The 16,227-nt window shown below is 70.2% G+C and carries 17 protein-coding genes; 11 read left to right on the top strand and 6 right to left on the bottom strand.

From position 1 onward, the window contains the following. Positions 1–802 precede the first annotated feature (802 nt). Positions 803–1,192: a MarR family transcriptional regulator gene (locus ASF20_RS13435; protein WP_244476427.1), complete on the bottom strand. Its 390-nt coding sequence runs from the start codon at positions 1,190–1,192 to the stop codon at positions 803–805. Positions 1,193–1,319: 127 nt separating this feature from the next. On the opposite strand from ASF20_RS13435, the gene ASF20_RS13430 reads away from it, so the two are divergent. After that, positions 1,320–1,691: a VOC family protein gene (locus ASF20_RS13430; RefSeq protein WP_056274848.1), complete on the top strand. Its 372-nt coding sequence runs from the start codon at positions 1,320–1,322 to the stop codon at positions 1,689–1,691. 59 nt (positions 1,692–1,750) lie between these two features. Here the strand turns inward: ASF20_RS13430 and ASF20_RS13425 are convergent, their stop codons facing one another. Continuing rightward, entirely contained in the window at positions 1,751–2,653 is a 903-nt protein-coding gene (locus tag ASF20_RS13425) for an SDR family oxidoreductase (protein ID WP_056274846.1), read from the bottom strand. A 99-nt stretch (positions 2,654–2,752) separates the two neighbouring features. On the opposite strand from ASF20_RS13425, the gene ASF20_RS13420 reads away from it, so the two are divergent. Continuing rightward, positions 2,753–3,607 (top strand): helix-turn-helix transcriptional regulator, encoded by an 855-nt coding sequence (locus ASF20_RS13420; protein WP_056274845.1) that lies wholly within the window; start codon positions 2,753–2,755, stop codon positions 3,605–3,607. A 318-nt stretch (positions 3,608–3,925) separates the two neighbouring features. Here ASF20_RS13420 and ASF20_RS13415 read toward each other — a convergent pair whose 3' ends face one another. Then, a complete protein-coding gene (locus tag ASF20_RS13415; protein WP_056222876.1) occupies positions 3,926–4,381 on the bottom strand; it encodes a DUF1036 domain-containing protein in 456 nt (151 codons plus the stop codon). 286 nt (positions 4,382–4,667) lie between these two features. After that, positions 4,668–5,984 carry a glycerate kinase gene (locus tag ASF20_RS13410; RefSeq protein WP_056274842.1) on the bottom strand — a complete coding sequence of 439 codons (1,317 nt, stop codon included), beginning with the start codon at positions 5,982–5,984 and terminating at the stop codon, positions 4,668–4,670. 242 nt (positions 5,985–6,226) lie between these two features. Here ASF20_RS13410 and ASF20_RS13405 point away from each other — a divergent pair, with 242 nt between their 5' ends. The 5 genes from ASF20_RS13405 (at position 6,227) to ASF20_RS13385 (ending at position 9,701) form a co-directional block, all read left to right on the top strand. Next, positions 6,227–6,973, top strand: a complete 747-nt coding sequence (locus ASF20_RS13405) for an N-formylglutamate amidohydrolase (RefSeq protein ID WP_056274840.1) — start codon at positions 6,227–6,229, stop codon at positions 6,971–6,973. Positions 6,974–7,021: 48 nt separating this feature from the next. Next, positions 7,022–7,330 carry a DUF1244 domain-containing protein gene (locus ASF20_RS13400; protein WP_056222868.1) on the top strand — a complete coding sequence of 103 codons (309 nt, stop codon included), beginning with the start codon at positions 7,022–7,024 and terminating at the stop codon, positions 7,328–7,330. A 103-nt stretch (positions 7,331–7,433) separates the two neighbouring features. Next, positions 7,434–7,700, top strand: a complete 267-nt coding sequence (locus ASF20_RS13395; protein ID WP_055951813.1) for a DUF2312 domain-containing protein — start codon at positions 7,434–7,436, stop codon at positions 7,698–7,700. Between the two features lie 154 nt (positions 7,701–7,854). Then, complete coding sequence (locus tag ASF20_RS13390) at positions 7,855–9,105, top strand: glutamate carboxypeptidase (RefSeq protein WP_056274839.1); 1,251 nt, start codon at positions 7,855–7,857, stop codon at positions 9,103–9,105. 188 nt (positions 9,106–9,293) lie between these two features. Then, positions 9,294–9,701 (top strand): response regulator, encoded by a 408-nt coding sequence (locus ASF20_RS13385; protein ID WP_056274837.1) that lies wholly within the window; start codon positions 9,294–9,296, stop codon positions 9,699–9,701. A 40-nt stretch (positions 9,702–9,741) separates the two neighbouring features. On the opposite strand, the gene ASF20_RS13380 is transcribed toward ASF20_RS13385, so the two are convergent. Next, positions 9,742–10,119 (bottom strand): hypothetical protein, encoded by a 378-nt coding sequence (locus tag ASF20_RS13380; protein ID WP_056274835.1) that lies wholly within the window; start codon positions 10,117–10,119, stop codon positions 9,742–9,744. Positions 10,120–10,856: 737 nt separating this feature from the next. Here ASF20_RS13380 and ASF20_RS13375 point away from each other — a divergent pair. After that, positions 10,857–11,261, top strand: coding sequence for a hypothetical protein (locus ASF20_RS13375; RefSeq protein ID WP_056222849.1), 405 nt, complete (start codon positions 10,857–10,859; stop codon positions 11,259–11,261). Between the two features lie 57 nt (positions 11,262–11,318). Further along, on the top strand, positions 11,319–12,911 hold the full coding sequence (locus tag ASF20_RS13370; protein ID WP_056274834.1) for an EAL domain-containing protein: 1,593 nt from the start codon (positions 11,319–11,321) through the stop codon (positions 12,909–12,911). Positions 12,912–12,933: 22 nt separating this feature from the next. On the opposite strand, the gene ASF20_RS13365 is transcribed toward ASF20_RS13370, so the two are convergent. Continuing rightward, the gene (locus ASF20_RS13365) at positions 12,934–14,019 is read right to left on the bottom strand and encodes a PAS domain-containing protein (RefSeq protein ID WP_156648062.1); all 1,086 of its coding nucleotides are present in this window, start codon (positions 14,017–14,019) and stop codon (positions 12,934–12,936) included. A 209-nt stretch (positions 14,020–14,228) separates the two neighbouring features. Here ASF20_RS13365 and ASF20_RS13360 point away from each other — a divergent pair, with 209 nt between their 5' ends. Further along, complete coding sequence (locus ASF20_RS13360) at positions 14,229–15,347, top strand: HD domain-containing phosphohydrolase (protein WP_056274832.1); 1,119 nt, start codon at positions 14,229–14,231, stop codon at positions 15,345–15,347. A 100-nt stretch (positions 15,348–15,447) separates the two neighbouring features. Further along, the gene (locus ASF20_RS13355; RefSeq protein WP_056274830.1) at positions 15,448–16,191 is read left to right on the top strand and encodes a Crp/Fnr family transcriptional regulator; all 744 of its coding nucleotides are present in this window, start codon (positions 15,448–15,450) and stop codon (positions 16,189–16,191) included. The last annotated feature ends 36 nt before the right edge of the window (positions 16,192–16,227 follow it).

Raw genomic sequence — 16,227 nt, 5'->3', positions numbered from 1 at the left:
CCCCGCCGCCGGTTCCGGCGCGGGGGATCTATGGCGGGAGACGCGGGACGCCGCGAAACCACGGGAACAGAACGAAAGCCGGTTCCCCGGCGTCCCTGGGCCCGGCCCCGGAGGCCCGAACCCGTCACGTCACGGCGTCTGTCTACGGCGCTGGCGACTCGGCTTGTGGCGGCCCCCCTCCGGTGCCCCGATCCCTTGCTGGATCGACGGCCCCGGCGGCCGGCTGATCATGGCCCAAGGCCCCGGACCCGCCTCGTAGTGGGCGGGCCGTCCGTTGTCTGGGGATGCCCCAGATGCCGGGCCGCCGAAACGGCCCTCCATCCGGAACACCTTGCGTCGCGCGGTGCCGCCCGGGGCGATGGCGAAACCGGGCCATCGACGCGGGCGCCGTCTCCTCCTCCCAAACCCGCCGACCCGGTCCGCCTGCGGGCCTCCCATTGGGGGAGGCGAGTGACGGCAAAAGAGCATACAATAGGAATATTGTCAAGAACTTCGTGCGGCATCCTGGCCGTGATCGATGGTGGACGCTTGTCGCGATACCGTCGGTGGCCAGCCTGATGGCGGCCCGTACCGGGGTGGGATCGACCGAGTCGTGTCCTGCGACTCAACGGACCCTTCCCGGATGGGCACTGTCATGGGCCGACGCTTGGGCTCGTCTCAACCCGCTGCGCCCCGGGAAAAGTCGGCTTCATGGCAATGGGTAGAGTCAGAACCGAAGGCTGGATACGGTCGCTTTCCGCCGGTCTGCTTCGAAACGTGGGACAGCTGGACCGGACGTTCGTCCCGCGCGGAAGTGCGCCGCCTAACGAAGCGCTTCCGCGATCCGGAGCAGCGTCGCGGTGACGATACGGGGGTCGAGGGGCGCCACGGCAGTCCGGATGCGATCTTCCGTATCGGTCACGATCCCGGAGGCCCTGTCCAAGATGCCACGACCCGACGCCGTCAGTTCGGTCTTCAGAACGCGCCCGTGCTCGGGGTGGGCCGTCCGCACGATGAAGCCGTTGCGCTCAAGCGCGACGAGGATCGCCTGCATCGTCTGCGGGGTGACGAAGGCGGTCCTCGCGAGCGTGGCGTTCGACGCGCCCGGCTTGCCCTGAAGGCAGGCGAGGACCGCGTATTGCGGCATGGTCAGCCCGATTTCACGAAGCTCGGCGTCCAGACGGATGCGGAGCGCGTGCTGGGCCTGCTTCAAGGCGAACCCGACGGTCTCGTACGGATCACCCATGCCAGACACGGCGGCCTCGCTTGACATATCAGTGCCCTTATATGTATCAGGACCCTGACAATAGCGTCGAGCGTCGGCCCAGGGAAGACCCATCGTGCCTCATCTGATCGGACCGGATTTCATCGGTATCCAGGTCGTCGACATCGAGGCCGCGCGGGCCTTCTACACGAACGTCGTCGGGTTGAAGGCGGCCGCCCAAAACCCGCCCGGTGCCGTGGTCTTCGACACCAAGCCCATCCCGTTCGCCGTCCGCACGCCCGTAATCGACCTGGGGGACGCGGAAGACCTCGGCCGGGGCATCGCCATCTGGTTCGGCTGCGACGACGCCGACGCCCTGCACGATCACCTTGCCCAGCGGGGCACGACGATCATCTTCCCGCCCAAGGACGGGCCGTTCGGCCGATACTTCGCGTTCCGTGACCCGTTCGGCTACACGATCACGCCGCACACCGTCGCGCGGTCATAGCCGGAGCGCGCCATCCGGACGCCCGACCGTCGCGGACGGTACGGGCGGACGGGAGTGGTTCACGCCGTCCCGCGGGCGTCATCCATCGCGTCGAGGTCGGCGATGAGGCCCCTGCCGTTCGGCTGCCAGCCCAGGCGGGACCGCGTCAGTGCGCTCGACGCCGTCATGTCGGCCCCGACAAACCCCGCCAGCCATCCGAAATGCGCGGCGGCCGCGTCGGGCGCCACGGAGACCGCCGGGACGCCCAGGCCCCGGCCTACGGCTTCCGCGATGGCCCGGAGCGGGACGCCCTCCTCGGAGACGGCATGGTACCGGGCCCCCGCCTCGGCACGCTCCAGGGCCATCACGTAGAGGCGGGCGACGTCGCGCCTCGGCCCCGCCGCCCAGCGGTTCGCGCCATCCCCGACATAGGCGGACACGCCCTTGGCCCGGGCATGGGCGACGAGGTAGGTCACGAGTCCCTGCTTCACGGTGTCGTGCACCTGCGGGAGCCGCATCACCGACACGTTGACGCCCGCGTCCAGCAACGCCGCACCCGCCCGCTCGGAGGCGACCCGGGGGTTCGGGTGATCCAGGTCGAAGACGTCCTCGGTGGCGGGACGGCCGGGCGTCGGGCAACCCATCGCCACGCCGGACGTGATGAGCAGGGGCCGGTCCGAGCCCTTGAGCGCAGAACCGAGGGCTTCGATGGCCCGCCGGTCCTTCTCGCAGTTGGCCACGAAGTCCGAGAAGTCGTCATGATCGAACGCGGCATGGATCACGCCGTCGGCCCGGGCGGCTCCCTCGCGCAGGCTGTCCGAGTCCGTGAGGTCGCCCCGATGCGGCTCGACCCCCGCCGTGCGCAGCGCCGCCGCACCTGCCTCGGACCGCGTCAGTCCGATGACCTGATGCCCGGCGGCGACGAGTTCCGGGATGAGCGCCGAGCCGATGAAGCCGGTGGCGCCAGTGAGAAATACGCGCATGTGTGTTCGTCCGCGTCATGAGGGAGACCCTCTTTCCCGCAGCGCCCGACACCATAAAATACGTGACCGTATCAGGGTATAATTGCTCACAGGATCGCCATGCCGGCCGGCTCGGAGAACCCCCTCGGCGCCTATCTGCGGGACCGTCGGTCAAAGCTGGACCCGTCCTCCTTCGGGTTCGCGGGCCGCAGGCGGACGCCGGGCCTGCGCCGGGAAGAGGTCGCCCAGCGCTCGAACATCAGCGCCACGTGGTACACGTGGCTTGAGCAGGGCCGCGGCGGCGCGCCCTCCGCGGACGTGCTGAACCGCATCGCCGCGGGGCTGATGTTGACCGACGCCGAGCGCGAGCACCTGTTCATGCTCGGCCTCGGACGCCCGCCGGAGGTCCGCTACGCGGCCGCCAAAGGGATCACGCCCCGGCTGCAGCGGCTGCTCGACACGCTGGAGACCAGCCCGGCGCTGATCAAGACCGCCACCTGGGACGTCGTCGCGTGGAACCAGGCGGCTGCCGTCGTGCTGACGGATTGGGATACGGTCCCGCCGGGCGAGCGCAACATCCTGCGCCGCATGTTCGGCTCCAGCCATGTGCGCGCGATCCAGCACGACTGGGACAGCGTGGCCCGGTATGTGGTCGGAGCGTTCCGTGCGGACGCCGCCCGCGCCGGCGCGGCGTCCGAGGTCGGCGCGCTGGTCGAGGAACTGTGCCGGACGAGCGAGGACTTCGCGTCGCTGTGGCGCGAGAACGATGTGCACCATCACGGTGAGGGGACGAAGCGGCTGAAGCACCCGATCCTCGGCGCCATCGAGCTGGAATATTCGTCCTTCGCCGTCGACGGTCGCCCTGACCTTGGCCTGATCGTCTACAACCCGACCACGCCGTCCGTCAGGGAGCAGATCCGCAGGCTGGTCGATGCCCGGTCCGGTGAGAGCATCTCCGCAGACCCGTCACGGTAGCTGCGCAGTCGACATCGACTGTTGGGTCAGAGGCGGAACGTCCGCTTCGAGGAGAAAGGCCAGGGTCTGCTGACGACCCCGAACCGAAGCAGCCGGACGTCCGGCGAATCACCGCTCTCGGGGAGCACCGACACGGGCCCGTACGACTGGGGTGGGTCGAAGACGGACCGTCCGCTCATGGCCCCCAAAGTCGCCGCTCGCTGTCGATTCCAGCCGAACCAGCAGCAGGAGGCTTGGAAAAAAAGGCCATACCCCCCGAGACGAACCGGATCGGCAGCGTGAGACCGGAACCCGCCATAGCCGAACCCCCGCCACGCCTCAGGGCGTCGGCGCCACCGGCTGGTTCGGGTCGGTGAGCTGGATCGTCCAGCTCTTCTGCTCGCCGGTATCGACCTCGTAGAAGCCGTTGCGGTCGAGGCCGCGGGCGAGGCAGTCCTCGACGCCGCGGATCGTGAACTCGCGGTCCTTGGTGCACATCAGCGAGCGGCCGTTCCACTCGCCGCCGCGCGTGTAGTCCACCGCGTAGACGTAGTAGAACCGCGCCGCGAGGGAGCCCTTCAGGAGCGTCTCGCAGACCTTCGGCGCCACGTCCCACCAGCCCTCCGTCACCCAGCCCTGCGGATCGCGGTAACCCAGCGCGATGCCGACCTTGCTGGCGGTCTGGTTGCACATGCGCAGGTCGGCCCGGGCGGGCACCGGGAGCAGCGTGACGGCCAGGAGGGACGCGCCCGCGAAGGCCCGCTGCGCGCTGCCGACGCGCCGGGGGCGGTCCATCGGAGCTCGGGCATCGAGCCGAACAGGGCTCCCGCTCCGGTCAGGCGAGCCGTTCGGCGCGGTGGGATCCATTTCCGACGAGCGCCGGTCCAGACACGGGTTCGTCCCTCTCCCCTCGGCGGGGGAGGGTGCCTGCGGGGCAGGCGGGAGAGAGGGCGCCCCCTCCGAATCAGGCGCTCTCCTCACCCGATCCCCTTCGCGGGCCACCCTCTCCCGCGAAGGGGAGAGGGGAACGCGCGCGGGTCGGGACTGGAAACGCGTGCGTCCCATCAGGCGCGCGAACGCCCTAGCCGACGAGGATGATGCGGCAATCGTTGACATTGGTGCGTGTCGGACCCGGCTGAACGAGGTCGCCGATGGTGGCGAAGAACTTCGTCGAATCGTTGTCGGCCAGCATCGCGGCGGGATCGAGCCCGGCGGCGCGGGCGCGCGCCAGCGTGGTCGGGTCGACCAGGCCGCCGGCCGGGTCGGTGGCCTCGCCACGGCCGCCGTCGGTGCCGTCGGTGTCGGCGGCGATGCCGAGGATGTTGTCCGCGCCGTCCAGGGCGAGGGCGAGAGCCAGCGCGTATTCCTGGTTCGGCCCGCCATGGCCCTCGCCGCGGATCGTCACCGTGAGCTCGCCGCCCGAGATGAGCGCGACCTTGCGGCCGGCGCCCGCGAGGTCGAGGGCCATGCGGGCATGCTCGGCGGCGACCTCGCGGGCCTCGCCCTCGAGGTCGGGCCCGAGCATCACGGGCTCGTAGCCGGCCGCGGCGGCGGCGGCGGCGGCCGCCTCCAGGGCGTCGATGGGCCGGGCGATGATGCGGTACTCGGCCCGGGCGAAGGCGGGGTCGCCGGCCTTCGGGGTCTCGTTAGCGGGATCGTTCAGCAACGCCTTGGCGGTCTCGGGCAGGGGGATGCCGCGGCGCTCGCAGATCGCGCGGGCATCGGCCAGGGTCGTCGGATCCGGCACGGTGGGGCCGGAGGCGATCACCGCCGGGTCGTCGTGGGGCACGTCGGAGACCGCCAGTGTCAGGATCGAGCGGGCGTTGCGCGCCATCATGGCGAGGCGGCCGCCCTTAATCCGCGAGAGGTGCTTGCGCACGCAGTTGATCTCGTTGATCGGCGCACCGGAGCGCAGCAGGGCCTTGGTGATGGCCTGCTTCTCCGTGAGGGTCAGCTCCCCGGCCGGGGCGATCCAGTTGGCCGAGCCGCCGCCGGAGAGCAGCACCAGCACGTCGTCGTCCGGCCCCGCATCGGCGGCGATCTTCAGGGTGTCGATGGTGGCGTCGATGCCGGCCTGGTCCGGCACCGGATGCCCGGCCTCGACCATGCGGATCATCGGCGCCTCCTCGCCGTAGCCGTGGCGGGCGACCGCCAGGCCGACGATGCGGCTCGGATCGACGCCGTGCTCCTCCCGGTAGAACCGGCTCGCCACCGCCGCCATGCTGCCGCCGGCCTTGCCGGCCCCCAGGATGATGAGGCGGCCCTGTCCGGGCGCCGGCAGGTGCGGCACGAGGCAGCGCGCCGGGTGGGCGGCGGCGATGGCCTCGTCGAGGCAGTGGAGGAGGAGGGCGCGGCGGGCGTCGGTCGAGGCGGTCTCGGTCGAGGGGGAGTCGGTCATGGCGTTTCCGTATTCCGGTGGTCGATCGCGAAGGCGGCCCGGTGGTTCTCCTCCGGAGTGTTGTGCCCCCGGCATGGTGCCGGATTGTTGCCGTCGCGGCGCGATCCGCGATACGTGCTGTGCCCGACGCTCGCCGCCTCGGCAAGCCGCGCGTGCGCGGGCATCCCCCGCGATGCGGCCGGAGCCTTGCGTCCCGCCTGGTACAACGATGCCGCCCGCGCTCAACCGGACCGTGCCTCCCCATGCAGACACCGCATCCCGTCGAGACCCTCCCGGGCGATCCCGCCCGGGGCCTGCTCCTGATCTGCGACCACGCCTCCAACCACGTCCCCGAGGATTTGGACCAGCTCGGGGTGCCGGAGCACGAATTCGCCCGCCACATCGCCTACGACATCGGCGCCGCCGCGGTGACGCGCGCCTTGGCGGCGGCCCTCGGGGTGCCGGCGATCCTGACGCGGTTCTCGCGCCTGATCATCGATCCGAACCGGGGCCGGGCCGACCCGACCCTGGTGATGCGCCTCTCCGACGGGGCGGTGGTGCCGGGCAATGCCCGCATCGACGAGGCCGGCAAGGCCGAGCGCATCCGGCGCTTCTACGAACCCTTCGACGCGGCGATCGACGCCGGGGTCGCCGAGGCCGACGCCACCGGCACGCGCCCGGCCATCGTCACCATCCACAGCTTCACGCCCTACTGGCGCGGGGTGCCGCGGCCCTGGGAGGTCGGCATCCTGTGGGACCGGGACGATCGCATGAGCGCACCCTTGATCGCGGGCCTGCGGGCCGATCCGGCCGGGCTGACGGTGGGCGACAACGAGCCCTATGGCGGGGGCCTGCCCGGCGACACCATCGACCGCCACGCCATGGCGCGCGGCCTGCCGAACGCGCTGGTGGAGATCCGCCAGGACCTCATCGCCGCGGAGGCGGGACAGGCCGCGTGGGCGGAGCGATTCGCGCGCCTCCTCCGGCCGATGCTGCCGATCCGCGCTTGACGGAAGGCTTGCGCGCGCCGACCTCAGGTGGAGATTGGGAGACCCAGCATGACCGAGATCGACGACGTCACCCGCACCGAGCTCGAGGCCGCCGTGTTCCGGCGCCTCGTCGCCCACCTGCAGACCCGCACGGACGTGCAGAACATCGACCTGATGACCATGGCCGGGTTCTGCCGCAACTGCCTCTCGAACTGGCTCAAGGACGCCGCCGACGCCAAGGACCTGCCGATGACCAAGGACGAGAGCCGCGAGGCCGTCTACGGCATGCCCTTCGCCGAGTGGAAGCGCCTGCACCAGTCCGAGGCGACGCCCGAGCAGCAGGCGGCCTTCGCGAAGGCTGCGGCGGAGCCACACTGAGGCCGCAGCGGGGCCGCACTAAGGTCCCGGTAAGCTTGACGGCTTATCGAGGCGGTTCCGGCGCAGCCTCCCGCGCTTCGCAGATCAGGGACTTGAGACGACCATGGCCGCATCCGCCGCACCCGCCGTCGACGCTTCCTCCGTCGCCGCCGACCAGCTGAAGAGCTTCATCGAGCGCATCGAGCGCCTCGAGGAGGAGAAGGCCGGCCTCGCCTCCGACATCAAGGATGTCTACGCCGAGGCCAAGGGCACCGGCTTCGACACCAAGGCCCTGCGCAGGATCATCTCCCTGCGCAAGAAGGACCATGCCGAGCGCCAGGAAGAGGAAGCCATCCTCGAGCTCTACATGCAGGCCCTCGGGATGGTCTGACCCCCGCCTTCGACTCCGGCGCGGGCCGCGGGGCGGACGTCCCGATCCGGCCTCGCCCGGCGGCGGTCCCGTCCGGGGCGGCGAATTGCGGCCCGGGCGTTTTCGGAGCATTGCGGAGGCCATGCCCTCCGATGCTCCGACGCCAAGGATCGCCATGCGCACGAATGCCGGTCTCGCCCTTGCGCTCTTCCTCGCCTCGGCGCCCGTCCCGGCCCTGGCCGCACCGAACGAGGCCGTGCTCGCCGCGGCGAAGGCGCAGGAGGGCCCCTATCGCGAGACCCTGAAGGGTCTGGTGGACGTCGATACCGGCACCGGCGACGTTCCCGGCCTGTCCACCGTCGAGGCGATCCTGACGGCGCGCCTGAAGGCCTCGGGGCTCACGGTCGGCACCCGGGCCGCCCCCGCCTTCGGCGGCAACACCCTCATCGGCACGCGCGCGGGCAAGGGCACGCGCAGGATCATGATGCTGGTCCACTACGACACCGTCTTCGGCACCGGGGACGCGGCCAAGCGCCCCTACACCGAGCGGGACGGCCGGGCCTATGGACCCGGGGTGGCCGACGCGAAAGGCGGCGTCGCCATGATCCTGCACGTCCTGGCCGCCCTGGAGGCGCTGCACTTCGACGGCTACGGCACCCTCACGGTGGTGCTGAACCCTGACGAGGAGCGCGGCTCGCGCGGGTCGCGCGACGCGATCGCCGAAATCGCCCGCGACCAGGACGTGGTCCTGTCCTTCGAGCCCTCCTTCGCCGAGGCCGGCGTCGATGCGGTCACGGTGGCGACCAAGGGAATCAACTACGCCAGCCTGACCGTGAAGGGCCGCGCCTCCCACGCGGGCGGCGCGCCGGAGGCCGGCCGCAACGCCGTGGTCGAGCTCGCCCACCAGATCCTGCAGCTGCAGGACCTCGGCGATACGGGCAAGGGCACCAGCCTGCACTGGACCGTGGTCCAGGGCGGCACCAAGCCGAACATCATCCCCGAGGCGGCCCGGGCGGAGGGCGACATGCGCTACTTCGTGCCGAGCGAGTACGACCGGGTGCTGGCCCAGGCCCGCCGGATCATCGGGACGCACCGCGTTCCCGACACGCAGGTGAGCTTCGACCTCGCCAAGGGCCGCCCGCCGCTGCCCCAGAACCCCGCGACGCAGGCGCTGGGCGAACGGGCGCGGGCGATCTACGGCGAACTCGGCTCCGCGCTCGCCCTCGCCGAGATCGGTGGGGGCACCGATGCGGGCTACGCCTTCCAGCCCGACAGTCCGGCAAGGCCCGCCCTCCTCGAATCCCTGGGCATCGTCGGCGGTCACTATCACAGCGCGGACGAGTTCGCCGTGCTCGCCAGCATCACGCCGCGCCTCTACCTGGCGACCCGCCTGGTGATGGAGGTGTCGCGGGATCCGGCCCCCTGAGCCGGCCGCGTCCCCCGATCCGCCGCATGCCGTGACGGCTCCCCCGGTGAGGGCGCCGAGCGGATGGCCGGGAGGTGCCGGACGGTCCGGGCGCGCTCGGGCGAGGCCCGGGCCGCCCCTTGCGGCAGATCAAGGCGCGCCGCCGACAGGCGCCGTCAGATGCCCGTGAAACAAGAACGGGCGCGACCATGCCGCAGCACACGGGACCGGTGCTCGTCGTCGATGACGATGCGGCCGTCCGCCACTCCCTCCAGTTCATCCTGGAACTCGAAGGCTACGCCGTCCGCCTCTACGCGGATGGCGCCGACCTCCTCGGCGACGCCGCCCTGCCGTCCGCCGGGTGCCTGCTGGTCGATTACTGCATGCCCGGCATGGACGGCGTCCAACTCGTCGGGCGCCTGCGGGACCGCGCCGTCGATCTTCCGGCGATCCTGATCACCGGCTGCCCGACGGACGACCTGCAGCGCCGGGCCAAGGCCGTCGGCTTCCGCCGTGTGGTCGACAAGCCGTTCGAGGACGGCTCCCTCCTGGACGGGATCCACGAGGCCCTCGTGGCATCGTCCCGAGGCAGGGAGCGCGTCCGTAAAGCCCCTTGAGCGAAGACCCGGAATTTTGCCGTCCCTCCCGTGAGCCCAGTCAGGGAATCACGACCCGTTCTCCGGAGGTGTCCATGCAGACCGCTCTCGCCGCCATCGGCCTCACGCCCGTCTTCGTTCCGTAGGAAACCGATTCCATCGTTCCGGCAGCGACGCGCGATGCGGTGCACGGCATGCGCCGCACCGTCGCCGCCAACGCGGAGATCTTCGCCGAAGGCGACCGGGCGACGATCTCCACAAGGTCGTCTCCGGGATCGTGCGAACCGACAAGCTCCTTTCGGACGGGCGCCGGCAGAATTTCGGCTGGGCGACGGATCACCTCCTCGCCCTCGCCGAGCGGGTCTGCGGCGGCCGCCTCGTCTCCGTGCTGGAGGGGGGATACGATTTCGGCGGCCTGTCGCGCGGAGTCCAAGTCCATGTGGCGGCCCTGCTGGGAGCGGGGAGCGTTCGAACCCGGGGCCTTACCGAGGACGCACCGGACCTTTCGGACCCGTACCGGATGGATGGGTCGGGGCCGTTTTCAGGCCCCGACTCCCGTCGCTTCCCCGGACGGTCGGGCCGGTCTGTACCGGGCCCCGGCGTCGTTGGGTCTCGAGCCCCCGCGGAGCGGACCGGTCATCACGGCGATGCCGGTCCTTGTACGCCGCCAGGCGCACCGGCCGGAACCGGGTCTGCTTCGCGGAACGCGCCCCCTGACCGAAAGGGCAGCGCCTCCGACAGCCTGAGCGCCTCATGAACGATTTCCCGGCATCTGGGCCGCAGCGCGGGCACCGATCCAGGAATGCTCTGTTTTTCTTCGGAAACGCCTCGGTTGGGAAGCCGAGTTTGGATAATCGCGTTCAGACTCCCTTAGGAGGCGCAAAAAGATAATCATCGAAAGTCAACGGAATCTTGGATCACATCGAGACGATGATTTTCGGAGCTGAGATCCAGTTATCAGAGCCAAGGTCCCGCGATCTCAGTCTTTCCGGTATCGGAGATCTTACCGCAAAAACCCGGTCTGCGCGGCATGCGGCTTTCGTGATCCCCGGCAATACGCTTCGGCGATGAGACGGAACCCGACCCGGAGCGACATTCGAAACCGCCCCGGCACCGCGAAGGCCCGGTCTCGCCGTGCCATCTCCCCGATCGTCCACCGCGCAAAGCGAATCCAACATGGCCCAGATCCTCGCATTTCCGCCAACCACGACGTCGGACGGGCTCTCTCGTCTGAAGGCGCAGCTAGAGCACGACTTCGCGGCCGGCGTGGATCTCGGATCGCGGCGCGCCCAGATCGCGGCGCTCTCCGCTTCCCTCGCCCACCTGCTCGGGGCGCTGGAGCGGACGACCGGCGAAGTCTTCCGCGACGGGCCCGAACCGGATCCCGATGCCCTCCGGACACGCAACGCCGTGGCGAACCTGATCGCCTGCGTGAAGGATCTGATCGCCACGATCGACGGGCTGTTCCTGCGCAACCGCGCCCTCTCCGAGACCCCACGCGCTCCGGTCGGTCACAACGACGACCCCGGCGCGGTCGCGCGTTCCGGCCGGTGCCGAGTCAGCCCGTCTCTCCCTGCCTGAAATGCGCGGCCTCCTGGGCGGGGCGCTTCGACACCCGGATCCTGCTTCGCGAGAGAGATGATGACGAAAACGTCGGTGCGCCATTCCTGGGGGCAGGGCGAGGTCTACGAGAGCCTTTGCCTTCTCTCCATCGGGACGAGTTTCTGGATGATCTGCGTGTCCCTCGGCCTGTTCGACACGCTGACCACCTTCGTCCTCGCGCACAACCTGCTCGAGTTCCTGATGCTGGCGACCTTCATGGGCGCCGCCCTCATGGGGGCCTTCGTGCGGAAATCGATCATCCTGCGACGGACGATGGCCGAGCGCGACGCCGCGGCCTCCCAGGCCGAACAGGTCGCCCGCCATGACGCCCTCACGGGGCTCGCCAATCGCAGGCTCTTCCTCGAAACCCTCGGATGCTGGCAGACGAAGCCCGAGCCGGGACCACCCTCGGCCGTGCTCCTGATCGACCTCGACCGCTTCAAGCCGGTGAACGACCTCTACGGACACGCGGCCGGCAACGCCGTCCTGTGCGCCGTCGCCGACCGGCTGCGCGCCGTTCTGCCGCGTCACGGCATGGCCGCCCGCATGGGCGGCGACGAATTTTCCATGCTGCTCCGGCTGGAGGGCGGCAGCGAGGGCCTGCTCCGCCTGGCCGAACGGGTGATCGCCAGCCTCTCGGCGCCGGTTTTATGGAACGGCAACGAGCTGAAGGTCGGCGCCACGGTGGGCATCGCCTTCGTGACGGGCGAACTCGCCGATGCCGATGCCGTGCTGCACGCCGCCGACCTCGCCATGTACCAGGGCAAGAAGGACGGCCGCGGCGTCGTCCGGGTCTTCAAGAGCGCCATGGACGAGGAGTTGCGGGCCCGCGCGCAGCTCGAGACGGAATTGCGGGCCGCCATCGAGAACGGCGAGATCGAGCCCTTCTACCAGCCCGTCGTATCCTTGCCCGGCCGCAAGCTGATCGGCGTGGAGGTGCTGGCGCGCTGGCGGCACCCGATCCGGGGCCTGCTCGCGCCATCGGAGTTCATTTCGGTGGCCGAGGAGACCGGTTCGATCGCGGATCTCTGCTACAGCCTGATCCGCCGCGCCTGCCTCGACGCCCGGGAATGGCCGGCCGAGCTGACCCTGGCGGTGAACATCGCCCCGCAGCAATTCCTCGACGCCTGGATGGCCGAGCGCATCCTGGCGATCCTGACCGAGACCGGGTTTCCGCCGCAAAGGGTGGAGGTCGAGATCACGGAATCGGCCCTGATCCAGGATCTGGACGGAACCCGCAGAACCCTGACCTCGCTGCAGAATCTCGGTGTCCGGGTCGCTCTCGACGATTTCGGGACCGGGTATTCGAGCCTGTATCACCTGCGGGAACTGAAGTTCGACAAGCTGAAGATCGACCGCAGCTACGTCGACAGCGTCACGATGAGCGCCGAGCGCGCCAAGCTCGTCGACGCCATCATCAAGCTCGGCGCCAGCCTCGGCCTGGTCACCACGGCGGAGGGGATCGAGACGGAGGACAGTTCCAGCTGGCTCTCGGACCAGGGCTGCGCTTTCGGACAGGGCTACCTGTTCGGCAAGCCGATGCCGAAGGACGAGATCGACCGCGTGATCGCCCATCCCGCCTGCGATCCGGCGGATTGCGCCACCCCGCGGTCGACGCAGGCCGCCTGACGTTCCGGGGGCGAGGCCGGCCTCAGGCCTCCCGGAGACCGGGCTTCGCGCCCGGCTCGAAGGTGAACGCGACCCCGGCCTGCTCCAGGACGCGCCGGACGGCCTGAAGCGTCTCCGATCGCGGCCGGACGCCGGAGGCCGCATCCTCCAGCCGCATGATCGTCGAGACGGAGACCTCCGAGCGGCGGGCCAATTCGTCCTTCGACAGGCCGACCATGCCCCTTGCCCCGCGGATCTGGGCCGGGGTGATCATAGGACCCGCGCCCGGGCCGGTCTCGGCCGGCTTGTCCGGCATCCGCGGGGCGCCGAAGCGGTTCTGCCCCGGCACCGTGAGGCAGACGCCGACCCATTCGCGGATCGAGCCGTCCCGGTTCAGGACGGGAACGCCCCGCGAGTTGAACCAGCGGAAGACGCCGTCCGCGCAGAGCACGCGGAAGTCGGTGTTGTAGGGCGCCACGTGCGAGACGGCGGTGCGCCACGCGGCGGCCGTGCGCTCGCGGTCCTCCGGGTGAATGGCGTCGAGCCAGCCCTGACCCTGCATGGCCCCGTGGCTCTGGCCGGTCAGGGTCTGCCAGAGGGGCATTTCCAGCGCTTCCCCGTCGGGGCTGACGATCCACACCACCGCCGCCGTCGCGGTGATGAGGGCGTTGTAGCGGTCGAAGCGCTGCTCGACCGCCTTACGGGTGTCGTGGCGCGCCGTGACGTCGAAGACCACGCCCAGTCCCTGATGGGGCTCGCCCTGCGGCCCGAGGAGCACCTCGGCGCGGTGGTGGATCCAGCGCTGCGTCCGGTCCGGCCGGATGATGCGGAATTCGCGGCTGATCGGCTGCCCGCTGCGCAGGACCGCGATCTGGTCGCCGTGCACCGCCCGGTCCTCCGGGTGGATCATGTCGAGGGCGAAGCCGAAGGTGAACTCGGTGGAGGGATCGAGTCCGAGAATGCGATAGAGGCCGATCGAGGCGTCGAGCCTGTCCCTGCGCAGGTCCGCCGACCAGAAGCCGACCTCGCCCGCATCCTCGATCATCTTCAGGAAGTGGCGCGAAGACATGCCCCGAAAGCCGCCGTGTCCGGCGGCAGCGTTGCTGCGCATCAGGGATCGGGTCGGCATCGGTCTTTCCACGCGGCTCCGAACGAGCTCTCAAATGCGAGGATATCGAGCATGGTGCCGGGAAACCATTCGCCAGAAGTCCAATATCGGTCACGCGACCGCGACCGCATCCCGTCGATACCCCGGCGATTCCGGACTGCCTTTCACGACTCTTTGAGAGCAGCCGTCTAAGGTTCGACCAGATCGAATTCGGGAACGACGAGGAATTCGTGAGATCCGTTGTCCTGCTCACCAACTCGCCGACGCGAAGTCAGAGACTGAACGACCTCAGCTTCGGTCGTTGGCAGATCATCGTCGTCGATGTACTCGACCCGGACTTGGCACCGACGGCGATCGATCCCGCGTCCGTGGCGGCCGTGATCAGCGACGTGCCCCTCGCGAATTCCGTCGAGGTGGGCTCGGTCCGCCGGTACCTGACACGGTTCGGCGCCGGCGATCGCCCCTACCTCTGCATCCTGCACGAGGAGTCGCCGCGCGCCCATGCCCAGGCCCACGCCCTCGGCGCGAGCCGGGTCATCTCGGCCCGCGATCCCTTCGAACGGATCGCCGCGCTCCTGGCGGAGATCGTCCCGTCCCCCAAGTCGGTCGCCGAGCCTGCCCCCGCGCCGGCGGTCGTGACGGCCGCGGCGGGGGCCGCGAAATCCCTGACGCGCCTGTTCGATCTCGGCCGGGCGGGCCAGGCGCCGAACCCGGCGCTTCTCACGGAGGGCGCTACTCTCGTCCTCGGCGCCCTCGACCAGGCCGACATCCGGGGCTGGCTCGACGTCGTCTGGCGCTTCGACGACGCCACCCACCAGCACTGCCTGCTCGTGGCCGGTCTGGCAGCTGGGTTCGGGCGCCATCTCGGCCTGAAGATGGCCGATTGCCGGGCGCTGACGGAAGCCGCCCTCCTGCACGACCTCGGCAAGGCGCAGATCCCGCACGCGATCCTGAACAAGCCGGGGCGCCTGGATCCTGCCGAGCAGGCCGTGATGCGGACCCACCCCGCCCTGGGACACGCGATGCTGCTGGAGCAGGCCGGTTTCCCCGAGACCATGCTCGCCGTGGTCCGCTCGCACCACGAGGCCCTCGACGGATCGGGCTATCCCGACGGGCTCGAAGGGCCGGACATCCCGGATCTCGTCCGGCTGGTGACCATCTGCGACATCTACGGCGCTCTGATCGAACGACGCCCCTACAAGGCGCCCCTCGACCCCGGCGAGGCCTACGGCATCCTCGCCGGCATGGTCGGTAAAGTCGACAGGGACCTCGTCAGAGCCTTCGGGGCCCTGGCGACGGCATCGGGTCCGGGGCATCCCGTGCCGGTCCGGCGCTCCGATGCGGCGTGATCGGCGTGACCATCGTCGGCCGCTTTTCCCCCGGCGCCGGGGATGCATGAGACCGGGGCGACCGATCGCCCCGAAACCCTGAACCCTCGAAGGCTGCGGCGTGAACGGTCCCTTTCTGACGAAGCTCGAGCACAGCGGTCACACCGATGCGGCGGATCGCGCGGCCATCGCGTCGATCGTCGCGCATCATCGCGTCGTGGCCGCCCGCCAGGACCTCTCGGCCGAGCCGGGGCGCAGCACGGTGCTCGTCCTGCTCCAGGGCGTGATGTGCCGGTATCGGGTCATGGACGGCCGCTCGCGGCGGATCGCATCGTTCGTCCTGCCGGGGGATCTGTGCCGGCTCCCCGAGGCGCCGCCGAACACCTCGGATTGGAACATCGGGGCCTTGAGCCGATGCGCGGTCGGGGAAATCCCGATCGAAGCCCTGACGGCCCTGGCCCGGGAACGGCCGAACATCAACCGCGCCCTCTGGTGGATGACGCTGAATGAGCTCGCGCGGGCCCGGGAATGGCTCGTCACGGGCACCATGCCGGCGCCGCAGCGAACCGCCCACCTGTTCTGCGAACTCCACGCCTGCCTTCAGGCCGCGGGGCTGGCGGAGGGCGGCGCGTTCCGCCTGGAGATCGGACAGGCCGCCCTCGCGGATGCGGTCGGGCTGTCCACCGTCCACCTGAACCGCACCTTGCGGATCCTGCGCGAGGCGGGACTCGCGTGCCTGTCGCGCGGCCGGGTGGAAATCCCCGATCTCGCGCAACTGCGCGCGTTTGCCACCTTCGATGGCGGCTATCTCGGCCTGAACGGGCCGGTCGCCCGCACCGGGGGCGCGCTCCACCTCGGGACCTGAGGCCGGCGGGTCGGTTCCGCGTCCGTCATCCCCACG

Source organism: Methylobacterium sp. Leaf88, from assembly GCF_001422795.1.
In the GTDB taxonomy this organism is placed as follows: Bacteria; Pseudomonadota; Alphaproteobacteria; order Rhizobiales; family Beijerinckiaceae; genus Methylobacterium.
Note: the sequence above shows the minus strand (reverse complement) of the source record. Positions and strands in the feature narration are given on the sequence as shown.

Coding starts and splice junctions, on each gene's coding strand:
- ASF20_RS13425 (WP_056274846.1), bottom strand. CDS start 2,653: ATGCGCGTATTTCTCACTGGCGCCACCGGCTTCATCGGCTCGGCGCTC.
- ASF20_RS13420 (WP_056274845.1), top strand. CDS start 2,753: ATGCCGGCCGGCTCGGAGAACCCCCTCGGCGCCTATCTGCGGGACCGT.
- ASF20_RS13415 (WP_056222876.1), bottom strand. CDS start 4,381: ATGGACCGCCCCCGGCGCGTCGGCAGCGCGCAGCGGGCCTTCGCGGGC.
- ASF20_RS13410 (WP_056274842.1), bottom strand. CDS start 5,984: ATGACCGACTCCCCCTCGACCGAGACCGCCTCGACCGACGCCCGCCGC.
- ASF20_RS13405 (WP_056274840.1), top strand. CDS start 6,227: ATGCAGACACCGCATCCCGTCGAGACCCTCCCGGGCGATCCCGCCCGG.
- ASF20_RS13400 (WP_056222868.1), top strand. CDS start 7,022: ATGACCGAGATCGACGACGTCACCCGCACCGAGCTCGAGGCCGCCGTG.
- ASF20_RS13395 (WP_055951813.1), top strand. CDS start 7,434: ATGGCCGCATCCGCCGCACCCGCCGTCGACGCTTCCTCCGTCGCCGCC.
- ASF20_RS13390 (WP_056274839.1), top strand. CDS start 7,855: ATGCGCACGAATGCCGGTCTCGCCCTTGCGCTCTTCCTCGCCTCGGCG.
- ASF20_RS13385 (WP_056274837.1), top strand. CDS start 9,294: ATGCCGCAGCACACGGGACCGGTGCTCGTCGTCGATGACGATGCGGCC.
- ASF20_RS13380 (WP_056274835.1), bottom strand. CDS start 10,119: ATGGACTTGGACTCCGCGCGACAGGCCGCCGAAATCGTATCCCCCCTC.
- ASF20_RS13375 (WP_056222849.1), top strand. CDS start 10,857: ATGGCCCAGATCCTCGCATTTCCGCCAACCACGACGTCGGACGGGCTC.
- ASF20_RS13370 (WP_056274834.1), top strand. CDS start 11,319: ATGATGACGAAAACGTCGGTGCGCCATTCCTGGGGGCAGGGCGAGGTC.
- ASF20_RS13365 (WP_156648062.1), bottom strand. CDS start 14,019: ATGCCGACCCGATCCCTGATGCGCAGCAACGCTGCCGCCGGACACGGC.